This window comes from Pseudoflavonifractor sp., from assembly GCF_050943825.1.
Classification (GTDB): domain Bacteria; phylum Bacillota; class Clostridia; order Oscillospirales; family Oscillospiraceae; genus Pseudoflavonifractor.
Genome location: NZ_JBMNPX010000004.1, coordinates 146,908 through 162,710 on the forward strand (window position 1 = coordinate 146,908; position 15,803 = coordinate 162,710).

Sequence of the window (15,803 nt, forward strand, 5' to 3'; positions counted from 1 at the left end):
TTTTTTGTACATTAAGTTGAAAAATTTTCGGAGCGATTGACTTTTTTCAGGCTCTATGCTACGCTTTGGCCAAGCTGAGTTCCATATAGGTGTGTTACTGGCAACAGGCACTAACCTTATACTATTGCATGCATGTTAACGTGATATGTAATAGTTGTCGGTTAGTGCTTTTTTCACGTAGAGCGGCCGGCAGGAACCGAATCACAAATGCGCCAAAATGTGATTAGGAGGTAACACACAATGAGGGAAAAATTCTTTGGCGTACTGCAGCGGGTGGGCAGGTCCTTTATGCTCCCCATCGCCATCCTGCCGGTGGCAGGACTGCTGCTGGGTCTGGGCAGCTCGTTCACCAACGAGACCACCCTGGCCACCTACAATCTGCTGGGTGTCATGGGCCCCGGCACCGTCCCCTACTTCATCTTCTCGGTTCTGAGTAAGTGCGGCGGCGTTATCTTTGATAATCTGCCCCTCATCTTCGCCATCGGCGTGGCCATCGGTATGGCCCGGCAGGAGAAAGAGGTGGCCGCCCTGGCCGCCGCAGTCTCCTTCCTGGTGATGCACTCGGCCATCTCCGCCATGATCACCCTGACCGGCGGCACCGAAAGCCTGCTGGAGGGCTCCACCACCTCGGTGCTGGGCATCACCTCTCTGCAGATGGGCGCCTTCGGCGGTATTATCGTGGGTCTGGGCGTAGCCGCACTCCACAACCGGTTCTATAAAGTCCAGATGCCCCAGGTGCTCTCCTTCTTCGGCGGCACCCGTTTCGTGCCCATCATCAGCACCCTGGTCTTCGCCCTGGTGGGCATCCTCATGTTCTTCATCTGGCAGCCCATCCAGGAGGGCATCAACGCCCTGGGTATGCTGGTTTACAGCTCCGGCTACTTCGGCACCTTCCTGTTTGGCATGATTAAGCGTCTGCTCATCCCCTTCGGCCTGCACCACGTGTTCTACCTGCCCTTCTGGCAGACCGCCGTGGGCGGCACCATGGAGGTGGCCGGTACCGTTGTGGCTGGCGCCCAGAACATCTTCTTTGCCCAGCTGGCCGACCCCACTGTCACCCACTTCTCCACCGCGGGCACCTGGTGCTTCACCGGTGAGTTCGTCCTCTATATCTTCGGTTTCCCCGGAGCTGCTCTGGCCATGTACCGCTGCGCCAAGCCGGAGCGGAAAAAGCAGGTGGGCGGCCTGCTCCTCTCCGCCGCTCTCACCTCCATCCTCACCGGCATCACCGAGCCTCTGGAGTTCTCCTTCCTGTTCGTGGCTCCTGTGCTGTTCGTCATCAGCTCGGTCTTCGCCGGTCTGGCCTACATGCTGTGCCACATTCTCAATATCACCGTTGGCCTCACCTTCTCCGGCGGCTTCATCGACCTGGCCCTCTTCGGCATCCTGCAGGGCAACGAAAAGACCAGCTGGCTGCTGATTATCCCCCTGGGCATCATCTTCTTCCTGGCCTACTACTTCCTCTTCTCCTTCCTCATCAAGAAGTTCAACTTCAAGACCCCCGGCCGTGAGGATGGCGATCAGGAGACCAAGCTGTACACCAAGGCCGACTACAACGCACGCAAGTCCGGCGAGAGCACCGGCAGCGGCGACCAGGTGTCTGCCGCCATCGCCCAGGGCCTGGGCGGCGCTGCCAATATCAAGGACGTGGACTGCTGCGCCACCCGCCTGCGCTGCACCGTGATTGACGGCAGCAAGGTGGATCAGGCCATCCTGAAGTCCACCGGCGCGGCCGGTGTGGTTCAGAAGGGCCAGGGCGTGCAGGTGGTGTACGGCCCCCAGGTGAATATCATCAAGGCCAATCTGGAAGACTACCTGCGCAGCGGTACTGCCCAGCAGGCCGCCCCCGCCGTGGAGGCTGCTCCCACTGAGGCACCCGCCCCGGAGGCGCCCGCCGCCCATGGCGCGCTGGTCAAGACCATCGTCATCGGCAGCCCCTTCCACGGCGAGTCCGCCCCCGTCACCGCCTCCCCCGACCCGGCCTTTGCCGAGAAGATGATGGGCGACGGCGCCACCGTCATCCCCTGTGAGGGCGTGGTCACCGCCCCTTGCGACGCCACCATCAGCTTTGTCTTTGACACCAACCACGCCATCGGCCTGGAGCTGGAGGACGGCGTGGAAATGCTCATCCACGTGGGCATCAATACCGTGGCCCTCAAGGGCGAGGGCTTCCACGCCCTGGTCAAGGAGGGCGATCAGGTGAAGAAGGGCGACCGCCTGCTGGAGTTCGACCTGGACTTCATCCGGGAGAACGCCACCTCCGTGTCCTCCCCGGTGCTCTTCACCTCCATGGAGGACAACCAGGCGCTGCGGCTGCTGAAGGCCGGACACGTGAAGCCCGGCGAGGATCTGCTGGCTCTGGATATCTACGAATCCTGACAAACAAGCGCGTTATCTGTGTAGGAGCGTGAGCGTGTGTACCGGATCACAAAAATTCTCAACCATAACACGGTTCTGGCCCTCAATCAGGAGGACAACCTGGAGAACCTGGTGATGGGCAAGGGTGTAGGCTTCGGCCGCAAGCCGGGTGAGCGGGTGGACTTTGCGCCCGACGCCACGGTGTATCAGCTCTCCCAGAAGTGCGACCGGGGCAACCCCAGAGATCTGGTCAAGCGCATCGACCCGCTCTATCTGAATATCGCAAACGCCATCATTCTGGACGCCAAGAATACCTTCGGCCAGGTGGACACCAGCATCCTCATCCCCATGGCCGACCACATCGCCTTTGCTGCCCAGCGCATCCAGAAAAACGCCCCCATCGGCAACCCGCTGACCCAGGACATCAAGGCCCTCTTCCCCGACGAGTTTCAGGTTGCCCGCCGGGGCGGAGACCTGATTGCCGAGCAGACCGGCCTCCGGTTCAGCGACGACGAGCTGGGCTACATCGCCCTGCACATCCATTCCGCTCTGGAATCCATGCAGGTCTCCCAGGCGATGCAGACGGCGGCCATCATCCGCACCTGTGTGGATCTGGTCCAGCAGGCTGCCGGCGTAACGCTGGATGTAAATTCTCTCTCCTACAACCATCTGATGAGCCACATCAAGTATATGGCCGCCCGGCTGCTGAAGGGTGAGCGGCTGAGTATGGACGTCAACCACATCATGCGGGTGTCCTGCCCCCGGGCTTTCGACATCTCGGAGGAGATCTGCCGTCAGCTGGAGCGCACCCTGGGTCACCCGGTGGATGAGGTGGAGATCGGCTATCTGGCCATGCACGTTCAGCGCGTGTTTGATACGGAGTCTTCCGCTCCGAAGCAATAAAATCTATATCAAAAATAAAGGAGTTTTGCTGTTATGAAGAGCTTTACTTATGTAATTCAGGATCCCCTGGGCATTCACGCCCGTCCCGCCGGCCTGCTGGTCAAGGCCGCCAAGGAGTTCGCCGACACCGAGATCACCCTCACCAAGGGCGACAAGACCGTGAAGGGTACCCAGCTGATGAAGCTGATGGGCCTGGGCGTCAAGACCGGCGACTCCGTCACCGTGACCGCCGAGGGCGCCTCCGAGGACGCCGCCATCGCTGCCATGGAGCAGTTCTTCAAGAGCAATCTGTAAGCACAGCGTTCCGCCCGCCGTCCCATCGGGGCGGCGGGCGGTTTGGTTTTCACGGAAAGGGGAGCTAGTACATGAAGATTTTACAGGGTCAGGGCGTGTCCAAGGGCATCGAGAAGGGCACCATCTACTTCTATCACCGGGTCAGCGCTGTGGTGGAGCAGCAGATGGCCCAGGACCCGGCGGCGGAGCATGCGCGGCTGGAGGCCGCCAGAGCCCAGGCCATGGAGCAGCTGGAGGCCATGGCGGAGAAGGCCAGAGCCCAGGCCGGCGACGACGCCGCCATTCTGTTTGAGACCCACGCCATGTTCCTGGAGGACGAGGACTTCACCGGCGCCATGGACGAGCAGCTGGATGAGGGATACACCGCCGAGTACGCCGCCCAGCAGGCCGGGGAGCAGTTCGCCGCCATGCTGGCCGCTATGGACGACCCCTACATGCAGGCCCGGGCGGCCGACGTGCGGGACGTGACCGGGCGGCTGCTGAACATCCTCACCGGCGTGGCCGAGGGCGGTATCAACTCAGAGGTTCCGGTCATTCTGGCCGCCGACGACCTGGCCCCCTCCGAGACCATCCAGCTGGACAAGAGCAAGATTCTGGCCATTGCCACCCAGGGCGGCTCCGGCAACAGCCACACCGCCATTCTGGCCCGCACCATGGGTATCCCCGCTGTGTGCGGCCTGGGCGATGCCCTGAGCGAGGATCTGGACGGCCAGGAGGCCTATATCGTGGGCGAGACCGGCCAGCTGGTCTTTGAGCCGGACGAGGAGACTCTGGCCGGCCTGGAGGCCCGTCAGCAGAAGCAGGCCGAGATGCGGGAGCTGATGCGCAGCATGGTGGGCCAGAAGGACGTGACTCTGGACGGCCGGGAGATGATGGTCTACTGCAACATCGGCTCCCCCGAGGACATCCACGCCGTGCTGGCCAACGACGGCCAGGGCGTGGGCCTGTTCCGCTCCGAGTTCCTCTACCTGGCCACCGAGGACTATCCCACCGAGGAGGCCCAGTTCCGGGCCTATAAGCAGGTGGCCGAGGCCATGAAGGGCAAGCGGGTGGTCATCCGTACCCTGGACATCGGCGCCGACAAGCAGGTGGACTACTTCCACCTCAACAAGGAGGAGAACCCGGCCATGGGCCTGCGGGCCATCCGCATCTGCCTCAACCGTCCCGAGGTGTTCCGCACCCAGCTGCGCGCCCTCTACCGGGCCAGCGCCTACGGCAAGGTGGCCATCATGTTCCCCATGATCACCAGCGTGTGGGAGGTCAAGGAGTGCCGCCGTGCCTGCCAGAAGGTGATGGACGAGCTGACGGCCGAGGGCATCCCCTTCAACCCGGACACCGAGCTGGGCATCATGATTGAGACCCCGGCGGCGGTGTTCATGGCCGAGGAGCTGGCAGAGCTGGTGGACTTCTTCTCCGTGGGCACCAACGACCTGACCCAGTACACCCTGGCCTGCGACCGCCAGTGCAACGACCTGGGCAAGTTCTTTGACCCCCACCACCCCGCCGTGCTGCGTGCCCTGAAGGTTGCCGCCGACGCCGCCCACAAGGCTGGTATCTGGATTGGCATCTGCGGCGAGCTGGGCGCCGATCTGGAGCTGCTGCCCACCTTCCTGGCCATCGGCATTGACGAGCTGAGCGTGAGCCCCTCCGCCGTGCTGCCCCTCCGGGCCGCCATCCGGAAGAGCATTGCCTCCACCTGCAATCTGGATCTGCTCAAGGGCTGAGCGTTCCTTTATACATCAAAAATCCCCGCCGGCGTATTGCCGGCGGGGATTTTTTGATTTCACTCAGTATTTCTACTTGGTAGAATTACTGTTTGTACTTGTCGGGGTTCTTCTTCTGGCCCTTGCCGCGGACCACAATCCAGGCCACCCCGGCCACAATCAGTACGCCCACCACCACGTCCAGGGCCACCATCCAGGTCATCCACAGGGGCATGATGTCCACAATGGTGGAGCCGGAGGACAGGCCGTTCATGGCGGCGCTTTGGCTGACGGTGTAGCAGATGTCATGAGCGGCATTGCGCAGGTAGGTCATGATCTGGGGGTCGTTCTGGTAGCCGTCGATGTTGTAGAGCTCCTCGCTGGTGTTCATCCACATGTCGGTACCGGCCTGGAGACCGGCCTTGATGTCCATGTAGTCGGGCAGACCGGCCATGTCGGTGATCACCAGGCCGTTGAAGCCCCACTCTTCCCGCAGCAGGTCGGTGAGCAGCTCATGGCTGGCGCCGCACCACTTGGTTCCCACACGGTTGAAGGCGTTCATCATGGCGTAGGTGTGGCCCTCCTTCACCGCGGCCTCGAAGGGAACCAGGTAGAGCTCACGGGCGGCCTGCTCGTTGAAGAAGGTGGCGATGCCGTCCTTGGAGCCCTTGATGCCGTTGGTCTCGTCGATGACGCCCTCGGTGTCGTTGAAGGCGAAGTGCTTGACGTAGCAGAACAGGCCCTTGCTCTGAGCGCCCAGCACGGTGTTGGCGCCCATCTGGCCGCTGATGAAGCCGTCCTCGGAGTAATACTCGAAGTTACGGCCGCTGTAAGCGTTGCGGTGGATGTTCATGGCGGGGGCATACCAGCCCTGGATGTTGGCGTACATGGCGTCGTTGCCCACGGACACGCCCATGTCATAGGCAAGCTGGGTGTTCCAGGTGGAGGCGATGACCACCTCAGTGGGGTAGGCCATGCCCTGGGTGCCGCCTACCAGAGTGGCGGAGATTCCGGCAGGACCGTCCTTCTCCACGGTGGCGGGCTTGAGGATGTAGTCCAGGCTGGGAGTGCCGTAGCCGCCCATGCGGACCATGTAGATGAGGTCGGCGGGGCTGATGGTGTCCAGCAGATCATCCCAGGCGGGGTCGTCATAGTCCACGTCGATGAAGTCGGCCAGGGTCAGCTGCACCTCGGAGGTGACGCCGGAGGCGGGCATGGTGTAGGAGTCCTGATCCTCGGTGTACTGGGGCCGGAGGGCGTCGATCATCTCCTGGGGCAGGTCGATGTACCGCTCGCCGGTGGTCTCATCGGTGCTGTCGCAGAAGGCCACGGGGTAGGTGTCCACCCAGTTGCTCCGGCTCAGGTAGACAAAGTCGGAGTAGGCGTCGTAGCTGGAGATATCGGCGTAGCCGAACAGGTTGGTGACGGCGGTGCCGGTGGCGCTGTCCACCGCGTAGGTGGTGGTGTCCAGGCTGGCGTTGGTCCACTTGGCGGTCATGGACGCATCGCCGTCGGCGGTCATGCCGTCGGCAGTGGTGTAGCCCTTGGCGGCCAGGATGTTGTTCAGGGCGTCGTGGGCGTCGGTACCAACGGTGAAGTAGTAGTCGCCGGCATCCAGGATGAAGGTCTTGGCGGTGCGGTAGTCGTAGGACTTGAGCTGCTCCTTGGGCACCTCAATCTGGACGGTCTGGCTCTCGCCGGGGGCCAGGGCGTCGGTCTTGGCGAAGCCGCACAGCTCCACGGAGGCCTTTTCCACGCCATTGTCCATGTCGTACTGGGTGTAGGGAGACTGGAAGTAGACCTGGACGACCTCCTTGCCGGTGTAGGTGTCGCCGGTGTTGGTGACGGTCACGGAGACGGTGAAGCTGTCGTCGTTCTCCGCCATGGAGAAGTCGCTGTACTGGAACTGGGTGTAGCTCAGGCCGTAGCCGAAGGGATAGAGGACGGTGGAGGCGTAGTCGTAATCGTCGGCGTTGCCGGTGCCCATGACCACGTCCTCGTAGCGGGTCTCATAGTACCGGTAGCCCACGTAGATGCCCTCAGCGTAGACCACGTACTGGTCGGACTCGTTGGAGAAGCCATTGTTAATCCAGAAGTTGGAGCCCGCGTTCTGAGCGGCGGGAGCGCTGGAGGCGTCGTAGGCGTAGGTGTCCACCAGGCGGCCGGAGGGCACCACGTCGCCCACTAGGGCGTCGGCCACGGCGTAGAGGCCGGTCTGGCCCACGCCGCCGATCCACAGGGCGGCCTTGATGTTCTCATAGTCGGCCAGCCAGCCCAGCTCCAGGGCGTTGTTGGCGTTGATGAGCACCACCACGTTGTCAAACTGCTCGTTGACAGCGGCGAGCATATCGGCCTCTTCGGTGCTCAGCTCCAGGTAGTTGCCGGAGTTGCCCTCCACGCCCTCGGTCTCGGCGAAGTTGACGGCGGTCAGGTCGGAGCCCTCGCCGCCGGAGCGGGAGATGACCACGATGGCCGCGTCGCCGTAGTCGGCGAAGGATCTGCCGGCGGAGGACTCCACGTCAGCCCAGGGCACCTCGTTGATGGAGAACTGGCCGCCCTTCCAGTTGGGGGCGCTGCGGGTGTAGCCGTCGGCGCTCTTCTGCTTGTAGAAGTCCCACAGAGTGGTGTTGACGGACAGGCCGGAGGCCTCCAGAGCGGTCTTCAGGTCGGGCACGGTGGAGGTGTCCACGCTGCCCGAGCCGGTGCCGCCGTAGACCATGTTCACGGAGGAGACAGAGAACACGCTCACCTTGCTGTCCTTGGCCAGGGGCAGGCCGCCGTTGTTCTCCAGCAGGACCATGCCCTCGGCCTCCAGAGTCTCGGCCACCTGGCCGCTGTGCTCGGTCAGCTCTTCCTCGGTTTCAAAGTCGCAGGGATAGTAGGTGCTGTCCCCGGCGGACTCGCCGGTCTCCACAATCTTGTAGGTGCTGTGGTTGAAGAAGGTGGAGATGAGGCCCCGGTAGTTGAGGGCCAGCAGGTTGCAGATCATCAGTGTCACAAGCACGATGGCCATAATGGGAATCAGGATGGCCATAAAGCGGCGGTTGGACATCCGCTTCTTATTCATTTTCATTCATCCCCCTTGATGTGTTTCCGCGGATGGCGCCCTCCGCGAACCTTGCGCACAGTATACAAAGGGGCCCGGGCACGGTGCAACTGTTTTGACATAACTGCCCGTTTTTGCAGCATATTCCTTATGACTGACTATTCCAGCGGGAAGAGCAGCCGCAGGTTGAACACCTGATTTTCCACCGAGATATCCATTTCGCCGCCGTACTTCTGGGCGATCATGCGGATGCTCCTGGTGCCGAAGCCGTGGTACTGCTTGTCCGCCTTGGTGGTGACGGGCAGGCCGCCGGAGAACTGGGGCGGCTGAGGGCAGTAGTTGTAGAACTGGAGGGACACGAACATGCCCTTGCGCTTGGCGATGATGCCCACCACCCGCTTCTCCTCGTCCTCCACCTGGGAGAGGGCCTCCACCGCGTTGTCGATGGCGTTGCCGAAGAGGGAGTAGATGTCCTGCTCAGCCATGAAGGACATCTCGCCGCCGTCCACAATGCAGGTGAGCTTGATGTGGTTCTTGTTGCACATAAGACTCTTCTCGGTGAGGATGATGTCGATGGTCTTGTTGCCCGTCTCCACGGCGGAGTCGTAAATGGAGATCACGTCCTCCATCTCCCGGATGGACGCCTCGTCCAGGGAGCTGCTCCGGCCGATCTGGCGGATCTGGTGGCGCAGGTCGTGGCACTTGACGTTGATGAAGTCCAGATTCTCCTTGAACATGTCGTACTGCTTTTTCTCCTGCTCATAGAGACTGTTGACCGTGTCCAGCTCCCGCTCCAGCTGCCGCTTGGACAGCAGGGAGAACTGGACGTACAGGGCCAGCAGGCAGCAGAGGATGTTGTAGATGGAGGCCACGCTCACATAGAAGGAGTTGTTGTTCTCGTAGCTGTAATAGGTGACCACCGCGCTGATGACGATGTCCACCAGCACCACCAGGGCCACCAGCACCAGCATGGAGGTGCTGCGGATGCGCAGGTCCTCGTTTTTGCGGATCATGGAGCCGAAGGTGATGGTCATGAGCCAGTAGACAATGCAGTAGGCGTCCACATATACCAGCGTCAGGAAGAGTCCGGACAGCCGTGCGGCGCTCTCGCCGTACACCTCCACAGGCAGCCCGGCGTTAAGGCCTGTGACCACCACGATAAAGTTATAGACCTCAAAGGCTATGTGCTGCACCGTATAGGCGGCCACAGCGCAGAAGAAGATGTGGAGGAACGGCTCCCGGAAGCACAGCATCAGCGCCCCCACCGACACGGCGAACAGCACGAAGAAGAGCACCGAGCTGTACAGGGCGTTGTACCCCAGAATGGGCGCGGCCACCGACACCGCCATGCACAGCAGGGCGGCCAGGGCAAAGCGGATGGGGTAGTGGTCTTTTTTCTTCAGGCGGAAGGTGAAGAGAAATTCGGCCGCCAGAATCTCGGCCATAAAGACCGACTTGTACCAGAAAAGCTGGGTAACCTCATACATGACTATTCCATACTCCCGATGTACTCATTGAGCGCGCTGAGGAAGGGCTTCCGCCTGGCGTGGCTGATGGCCAGCCAGTCCTCCCCCACCAGTACGCTGAAATCCTTCACCTGCCGGACATAGCGCAGGTTGACCACATAGCAGCTGTTGCACTTTGCAAAGACCTTCTCGGGCAGAAGGGGTTCTATCTTCTTCAGGGACCCGTAGCCGGTGTAGTTCTTGTCCCGGGTGTGGTAGGTGATCCGGTGCTGCATGACCTCGATGTAGGTCACCTCAGAGCACTTCAGGCACACCACCCCGTCCTCCGCCGGCACCAGCAGCTCCCGTTCCTGGCGGCTCTCCAGCCGCTTGACCGCCCGGTCCAGTTTGATGGAGAAGGGGAAGTAGGCCACCGGCTTGACGATAAAGTCCAGGGCGTCCACCTCGTAGCCCTTCACGGCGAAATTGGCCATGTTGGTCACGAAAATCAGAATGACACTCCTGTCCACCTCACGCAGGCGGCGGGCGGCCTCCATGCCGTCCAGTCCGGGCAGCTCAATGTCCATGAACACCAGGTCAAAGCTGGCCTTGTAGCCGGTGAGAAAGTCCACCGCGTCGTTGAAAATGACGCTGTTGCAGGTGGTCCCACGCTCCTGGGCGTAGCGGTCCAGATAGGACGTCAGGGTCCCCGCAGCCTGGGGATCGTCCTCCACAATGGCAATGTTCAGCATCCCGTCTCCCCCCGTTTTCTCTCTTCTTTTTGCTCGTGCATGGGCACGGATTTCTATGGGTACCTATTCTATCACGCCCTGTTCTTTCCATGCAAATCTTTTTTCCCGCCCTGCGGGGTGGGACAAAGTCCTTGATACCCCCCTCTCTCTTTTGCTATACTTACCTCACAGAGAGGAGGGCGCCTATGGCCTTTGAGGTAGTAAAATCCTTTCCCGGCGGCACCAGCATTGGCTTCACCGAGGGGAAGTTTGACCGCTGGTGCGTCCAGGAGCGGGTCTTTGTCTGGACCCGGCGGCCCACCGACGCGGGCTGTTTTGCCCGTCTGCTGGAGCTGGCCCAGCGGTACGGCACAGACAAGGTCATGGCCGACTTTGTCACCGTCTACGACGCCATGGGCGTCAAGCCGCCCCGGGGTGACCTGCTGCCCAGCGACCATGTCCTGGACCTCATCACCCGGCTCTCCGCCGCCTATGGCTCATCCCCCGGAGACGACGTCCGGGCGGACAGGCTCTTCACCACTCTCTACCTGACTATGATCGCCGAGGAGAACAAGGCCAGGGCCGTCCTGGGCAAGCGCATCAAACGGCTTGGCGTGCACCTTGTGCTGCTGGAAGGGCGCACGCCGGAGGAGGCCGCATCCTTCCCCACCGGGAAAAAAGCGGCTGAGCTCAGCGCCCTGTGCCAGTCCTACGGCTTCTAAGGAGGAACATTATGTCAATCCATTGGGATCTTCCCGCCCGGATTCCCGTCCTGCTGGACGGCGACCCGGGCCATGACGACGCCATGGCCTGGATGCTGGCCAAGGCGTCCCCTGCCCTGGATATCCGGGGCATCACCTCGGTCTGCGGCAACCAGACCATTGAAAAGACCACCTACAACGCCCTGCGGGTCATGACACTGCTGGGCATTGACGCGCCCATGGCCAAGGGCCGCCCCGGCCCCCTGGTGGCCGAGCCCATGGTGGCCCCCAGCGTCCACGGCGAGTCGGGTCTGGACGGCCCCGTCCTGCCCGAGCCCGACCGGGAACCTCTGCCCTGCTCGGCTGCCGAGCTGATGGCAAAGGTGCTCTCCGAGAGCCAGGATCCGGTGTACCTGGTGCCCACCGGCCCCCTGACCAACGTGGCCTCCCTGCTCCTGTCCCACCCGGAGCTGAAGGAGAAGATCGGCGGTATCTCCCTCATGGGCGGCGGCATTGCCCACGGCAACTGGACCCCTGCCGCTGAGTTCAACATTCTGGTAGACCCGGAGGCCGCCGACATTGTGTTCCGTTCCGGTGTACCCATCACCATGGCCGGGCTGGACGTGACTGAAAAGGCCCTCATCTTCCCCGAGGACTTTGAGCGGGTGCGGGCCGTTGGCAACCCGGTGGCCCATATTGTGGCCGAGTGGCTGGAGTTCTTCTACCGCTTCCATCGTGAGAAGGGCTACGCCGGCGCCCCCGTCCACGACGCGGTGGCGGTGGCCGCCCTGGTGGCGCCCGATCTGTTCACCGTGGAGGAGATGCACGTGGACATCGAGGTGGCCGGAGACTACACCAGGGGCGCAACGATTGGCGACCGGCACCACCTCACCTCCGCCGCCCCCAACGCCCGGGTTATCATGGGCGTGGATCGGGACGGCTTTGCCGATCTGCTGGTGGAGGCCGTAAAAGCATATGGGGAGGGACAGGCATGAACAAGCGACCCGTTATTATCGACTGCGACCCGGGCATTGACGACGCCATGGCCCTGCTGGCCGCATTCCGCGTTCCGGAGTTGGATATCAGGGCCATCACCCCTGTTGCTGGCAATGTCCCCCTGGCCTACACCGCCCCCAATGCCCTGAAGATTCTGGCCCTGGGCAGCCGGGAGGACATCCCGGTGTACCCCGGCGCGGACCGTCCTCTCTCCGGTGAGGTGAGAGACGCGGCGGACGTCCACGGCGCAGACGGCCTCATGGGCTGGCCCATGCCCCAGCCCAAGTCCGCGCTCCGTGAGGAGAAGGCCTGGGACGTGATCTGGCGGGAGGCAAAGGCTCTGAACGGGGCGCTGGAGCTCATCGCCACCGGCCCCCTGACCAATCTGGCCATTGCCCTGGCCAAGTATCCCGACCTGCCCAAGTACATCAAAAAGCTGACCGTCATGGGCGGGGGCGCCTGCTTCGGCAACGCCACCCCCGCCGCCGAGTTCAATATCTACGCTGACCCGGAGGCCGCCGAGATGGTGTTCCGTTCCGGCATGCCCATCGCCCTGTGCGGACTGGACGTGTGCTACCGGGCCAGCCTGTTGGAGGAGGATATTGCGGCGCTGGAGGCCATGGGCTCCGTGCAGGCCGCCTTCTCCGCCGCACTCAGCCGCCTGGAGCTGTCCTGGGCCCTGCCCGGGGTCACCGGCGCACCCATGTACGACCCCTGTGCCATGCTGTACGCCATTGACCCCGGCATCTTCACCTCCGTCCGCTGCTGGGTGGGTGTGGAGCGCTCCGGCGTCCACACCCGGGGCAAGACGGTCACCGACGCCTTCAGCGACGCCAAGCGCACCCCCAACGTGGACCTGGTGCTGGATGTGGACCGGCCTGAATTTGCCCGGCGGCTGCTGAACCTGCTGGGTGAATACGGCAGATAATCGGAAAGGAAGGATTCTCGTGAATACCGCACGGCTCAACCGCGTTTTGGAAAACATGGAGCGGGAAGGTCTGGACCAGATCATCGTCACCTCCACCGCCTCGGTCTACTACCTCACCGGCTACTGGGTGGAGCCCATGGAGCGGATGCTGGCCCTCTACCTGCGCCGGGGGGCCGCCCCCATTCTCTTCGGCAACGAGCTCTTCGCTCTCCAGCCCCAGGAGGGACTGGAGCTGGTGCTCCACACCGACAGCGACGACCCCACCGCCCAGCTCTGTGCCGCCCTGACCCCCGGCACTCTGGGCGTGGACAAGTTCTGGCCCAGCAAGTTCCTCATGTCCCTGCTCACCGCCCGGCCCGACGTGCGCCCCGTGCCCGGCTCCGCGCCCGTGGACGACGCCCGCACCTGCAAGGACGCCGACGAGATCGCCGCCCTCCGCGCCGCATCCCGCATCAACGACCAGGTGGTCACTGCCGCCATCGCCGCCCTGAAGGAGGGCGTGCGGGAGGACGAGATGGCCGCCCTGGTGGAGCAGCTGTTCCGGGACCACGGCGGCGAGCGTTCCTCCGAGGGGCAGCTGGTCTGCTTCGGCCCCAACGGCGCCGACCCCCACCACGGCCCCAACGCCACCCGGCTGAAGGCGGGCGACTCGGTGGTGCTGGACCTGTTCAACCCCATCGGCCGCTACTGGTGCGACATGACCCGCACCGTGTTCTTCCGCTCGGTCAGCGACGAGGGCCGCAGGGTCTATGAGACGGTCAAAGCCGCCAATGAGGCCGCCGAGGCCATGATCCGCCCCGGTGTGCTGCTGTGCGACATCGACCGGGCCGCCCGCTCGGTCATTGAAGAGGCCGGCTACGGCCCCTACTTTACCCACCGGCTGGGCCACGGCTGCGGCCTGGACTGCCACGAGCCCCCGGATAACAGCCCGGTGAGCAGGGTGCCCGTCCGGCCCGGCATGGTGTTCTCGGTGGAGCCGGGCATCTACCTGCCCGGGAAGCTTGGGGTACGCATCGAAGACCTGGTGCTGGTCACTGAGGACGGCTGCGAGGTGCTCAACCAGGCCGCCAAAGAGCTGCAAATCGTATAAAATTTCATGGCCGTGCCGCCGTAGGCGGCACATGGCCGATTTTGCTATGCTTTGCATAGCAAAAAAACGGTGGAGAGCTATGCTCTCCACCGTTTTTTTATGTGTTCTGGTTCTGCCAGTCCGCCGGATAGACAAAATAGAGGAACCGGGCGTGTCCCGCCACCGAGAAACGGATGGCGCTGCCCTTGGGGATATAGATAATCTCCCCCGGCCCTGCGGATACGGTGCCCCGGTCGGTCTGGATGTCCAGCCGCCCCTCAATCACATAGTCCATCTCGTCATAGTTCAGCGTCCAGGGGAAGGTGGTGTCGGTCATCTCCATGATGCCCGCACCCAGTCGGGGGCTCTCGTCAAGGGTGAACAGGTCCCGTGTATAGACCCTGTCCCCAGCCCGGCCGGTGTCCATCCGGTGCTCCTCCGTCACCTTCAGCTGAGGCACCGGAACCTTCTTCACTGCCTCCCCTGGGACCTCCCCCAGTTTCTCCAGCAGCACCTGGCGCACCAGGGCCTCCAACGTCTGTTTATCCACGGCTTGCCTCCTTTCTGGTCAGCAGCATGGCCACCGCCACGGCGGACACGCCGCCCACCAGCTTGCCCACAATCATGGGGAAAATCATGGACGAGTCAAAGCCTGCGGTAAAGCCCAGGTGATCGCCGAACACAAAGGCCGCCGACACGGCAAAGGCCACGTTGATGACCTTGCCCCGGTGGTCCATGTCCTTCAGCATGCCGAACATGGGGATATTGTTGGCCAGGGTGGCCACCATTCCGGCGGCGGCGATGTCGTTCATGCCCAGCAGGTGTCCCAGCTTCATCAGGGGCTTGCGGAACACCTTGGTGATGACGTACACCAGAGGGAACGCTCCCGCCAGCACCACGGCGATGTCGCCCACCACGGTGAAGCCCTCCTCAATGGGGGTGAGGCCGGGCAGAATGGTGATGGGGGTCAGCTTCTGGACAATGGCGATAGCCAGGCCCACGGTGATGATGACCACCACCGCCCTGCCGAACACCTGAAAGCCCTTGACCATGCCGTTTGGGATCTTCCACAGGCCGATGGCAATGAGCACGGCGATGAGCACGATGGGGATCAGATTGCGCAGCACCATGCCGATGTTAAACCCGGCCGCCAGGCCGCCCACCAGGGAGCCCAGAGGAATTGTGACCACGCCTGCCAGCACGCCGGAGGCCAGAGCGGGCCGGTCCTCCTTTTGAATGATGCCCAGGCCCACGGGAATGGTGAACACAATGGTGGGCCCCAGCATGGCGCCCACGATGAGGCCGCCGAACTGCCCCGCCTCTTCCGTCAGAGCCAGCTCCTTGGCCAGGGGCGCGCCGCCCATGTCGTTGGCCAGAATGGTACCCACGAACATGGCCGGGTCGGCCCCCAGGAACTGGTACACCGGCACCACTACCGGTCTCAATACGTCGGCCAGCACCGGCGCCAGGCAGATGATGCCGATCATGGACAGCGCCAGGGCGCCCATATTCATAATACCCTCTTCAAACTTCTCCCCCAGGCCGAAGCGGTTGCCCAGAATCCGGTCCACCGCGCCCAGGACCATGAAGAGGACCATTAGATAGATGATAATCTCGTTGATGGACAAA

At 62.7% G+C, this 15,803-nt stretch carries 13 protein-coding genes; 8 read left to right on the forward strand and 5 right to left on the reverse strand.

Going from position 1 to position 15,803, the window contains the following annotated elements:
• Nucleotides 1-240: 240 nt before the first annotated feature.
• From ACOX7T_RS05970 to ptsP, 4 genes are all read left to right on the forward strand, one after another.
• Nucleotides 241-2,379, forward strand: a complete 2,139-nt coding sequence (locus tag ACOX7T_RS05970) for a glucose PTS transporter subunit IIA (protein WP_433440838.1) — start codon at nt 241-243, stop codon at nt 2,377-2,379.
• A gap of 36 nt (nt 2,380-2,415) precedes the next feature.
• Entirely contained in the window at nt 2,416-3,261 is an 846-nt protein-coding gene (locus tag ACOX7T_RS05975; protein ID WP_433440840.1) for a PRD domain-containing protein, read from the forward strand.
• A gap of 33 nt (nt 3,262-3,294) precedes the next feature.
• Nucleotides 3,295-3,555, forward strand: a complete 261-nt coding sequence (locus tag ACOX7T_RS05980) for an HPr family phosphocarrier protein (RefSeq protein ID WP_006570641.1) — start codon at nt 3,295-3,297, stop codon at nt 3,553-3,555.
• A 71-nt stretch (nt 3,556-3,626) separates the two neighbouring features.
• Complete coding sequence (ptsP, locus tag ACOX7T_RS05985; RefSeq protein ID WP_433440842.1) at nt 3,627-5,279, forward strand: phosphoenolpyruvate--protein phosphotransferase; 1,653 nt, start codon at nt 3,627-3,629, stop codon at nt 5,277-5,279.
• Nucleotides 5,280-5,364: 85 nt separating this feature from the next.
• On the opposite strand, the gene ACOX7T_RS05990 is transcribed toward ptsP, so the two are convergent.
• The 3 genes from ACOX7T_RS05990 to ACOX7T_RS06000 form a co-directional block, all read right to left on the reverse strand.
• Nucleotides 5,365-8,331, reverse strand: a complete 2,967-nt coding sequence (locus tag ACOX7T_RS05990) for a glycoside hydrolase family 3 N-terminal domain-containing protein (RefSeq protein WP_433440844.1) — start codon at nt 8,329-8,331, stop codon at nt 5,365-5,367.
• 131 nt (nt 8,332-8,462) lie between these two features.
• Entirely contained in the window at nt 8,463-9,791 is a 1,329-nt protein-coding gene (locus tag ACOX7T_RS05995) for an ATP-binding protein (RefSeq protein WP_148319261.1), read from the reverse strand.
• A 2-nt stretch (nt 9,792-9,793) separates the two neighbouring features.
• Nucleotides 9,794-10,501, reverse strand: coding sequence for a LytR/AlgR family response regulator transcription factor (locus ACOX7T_RS06000; protein ID WP_433440847.1), 708 nt, complete (start codon nt 10,499-10,501; stop codon nt 9,794-9,796).
• 185 nt (nt 10,502-10,686) lie between these two features.
• On the opposite strand from ACOX7T_RS06000, the gene ACOX7T_RS06005 reads away from it, so the two are divergent.
• From ACOX7T_RS06005 to ACOX7T_RS06020, 4 genes are read left to right on the forward strand one after another with little or no spacing between them, the layout of a single operon-like run.
• Nucleotides 10,687-11,202: a DUF7004 family protein gene (locus tag ACOX7T_RS06005; RefSeq protein ID WP_433440849.1), complete on the forward strand. Its 516-nt coding sequence runs from the start codon at nt 10,687-10,689 to the stop codon at nt 11,200-11,202.
• A gap of 11 nt (nt 11,203-11,213) precedes the next feature.
• Nucleotides 11,214-12,176, forward strand: a complete 963-nt coding sequence (locus ACOX7T_RS06010) for a nucleoside hydrolase (RefSeq protein WP_433440851.1) — start codon at nt 11,214-11,216, stop codon at nt 12,174-12,176.
• Complete coding sequence (locus ACOX7T_RS06015; RefSeq protein ID WP_433440853.1) at nt 12,173-13,105, forward strand: nucleoside hydrolase; 933 nt, start codon at nt 12,173-12,175, stop codon at nt 13,103-13,105. The genes ACOX7T_RS06010 and ACOX7T_RS06015 overlap by 4 nt, the downstream gene beginning before the upstream one ends.
• A 19-nt stretch (nt 13,106-13,124) precedes the next feature.
• Nucleotides 13,125-14,195 carry a M24 family metallopeptidase gene (locus ACOX7T_RS06020; protein WP_433440855.1) on the forward strand — a complete coding sequence of 357 codons (1,071 nt, stop codon included), beginning with the start codon at nt 13,125-13,127 and terminating at the stop codon, nt 14,193-14,195.
• A gap of 97 nt (nt 14,196-14,292) precedes the next feature.
• On the opposite strand, the gene ACOX7T_RS06025 is transcribed toward ACOX7T_RS06020, so the two are convergent.
• Nucleotides 14,293-14,724, reverse strand: a complete 432-nt coding sequence (locus ACOX7T_RS06025; RefSeq protein WP_433440857.1) for a cupin domain-containing protein — start codon at nt 14,722-14,724, stop codon at nt 14,293-14,295.
• Nucleotides 14,717-15,802: an ethanolamine utilization protein EutH gene (gene eutH, locus ACOX7T_RS06030; RefSeq protein ID WP_433441012.1), complete on the reverse strand. Its 1,086-nt coding sequence runs from the start codon at nt 15,800-15,802 to the stop codon at nt 14,717-14,719. The genes ACOX7T_RS06025 and eutH overlap by 8 nt, the downstream gene beginning before the upstream one ends.
• Nucleotide 15,803: the final 1 nt, after the last annotated feature.

Coding starts and splice junctions, on each gene's coding strand:
- ACOX7T_RS05970 (WP_433440838.1), top strand. CDS start 241: ATGAGGGAAAAATTCTTTGGCGTACTGCAGCGGGTGGGCAGGTCCTTT.
- ACOX7T_RS05980 (WP_006570641.1), top strand. CDS start 3,295: ATGAAGAGCTTTACTTATGTAATTCAGGATCCCCTGGGCATTCACGCC.
- ptsP (WP_433440842.1), top strand. CDS start 3,627: ATGAAGATTTTACAGGGTCAGGGCGTGTCCAAGGGCATCGAGAAGGGC.
- ACOX7T_RS05990 (WP_433440844.1), bottom strand. CDS start 8,331: ATGAAAATGAATAAGAAGCGGATGTCCAACCGCCGCTTTATGGCCATC.
- ACOX7T_RS05995 (WP_148319261.1), bottom strand. CDS start 9,791: ATGTATGAGGTTACCCAGCTTTTCTGGTACAAGTCGGTCTTTATGGCC.
- ACOX7T_RS06000 (WP_433440847.1), bottom strand. CDS start 10,501: ATGCTGAACATTGCCATTGTGGAGGACGATCCCCAGGCTGCGGGGACC.
- ACOX7T_RS06005 (WP_433440849.1), top strand. CDS start 10,687: ATGGCCTTTGAGGTAGTAAAATCCTTTCCCGGCGGCACCAGCATTGGC.
- ACOX7T_RS06010 (WP_433440851.1), top strand. CDS start 11,214: ATGTCAATCCATTGGGATCTTCCCGCCCGGATTCCCGTCCTGCTGGAC.
- ACOX7T_RS06015 (WP_433440853.1), top strand. CDS start 12,173: ATGAACAAGCGACCCGTTATTATCGACTGCGACCCGGGCATTGACGAC.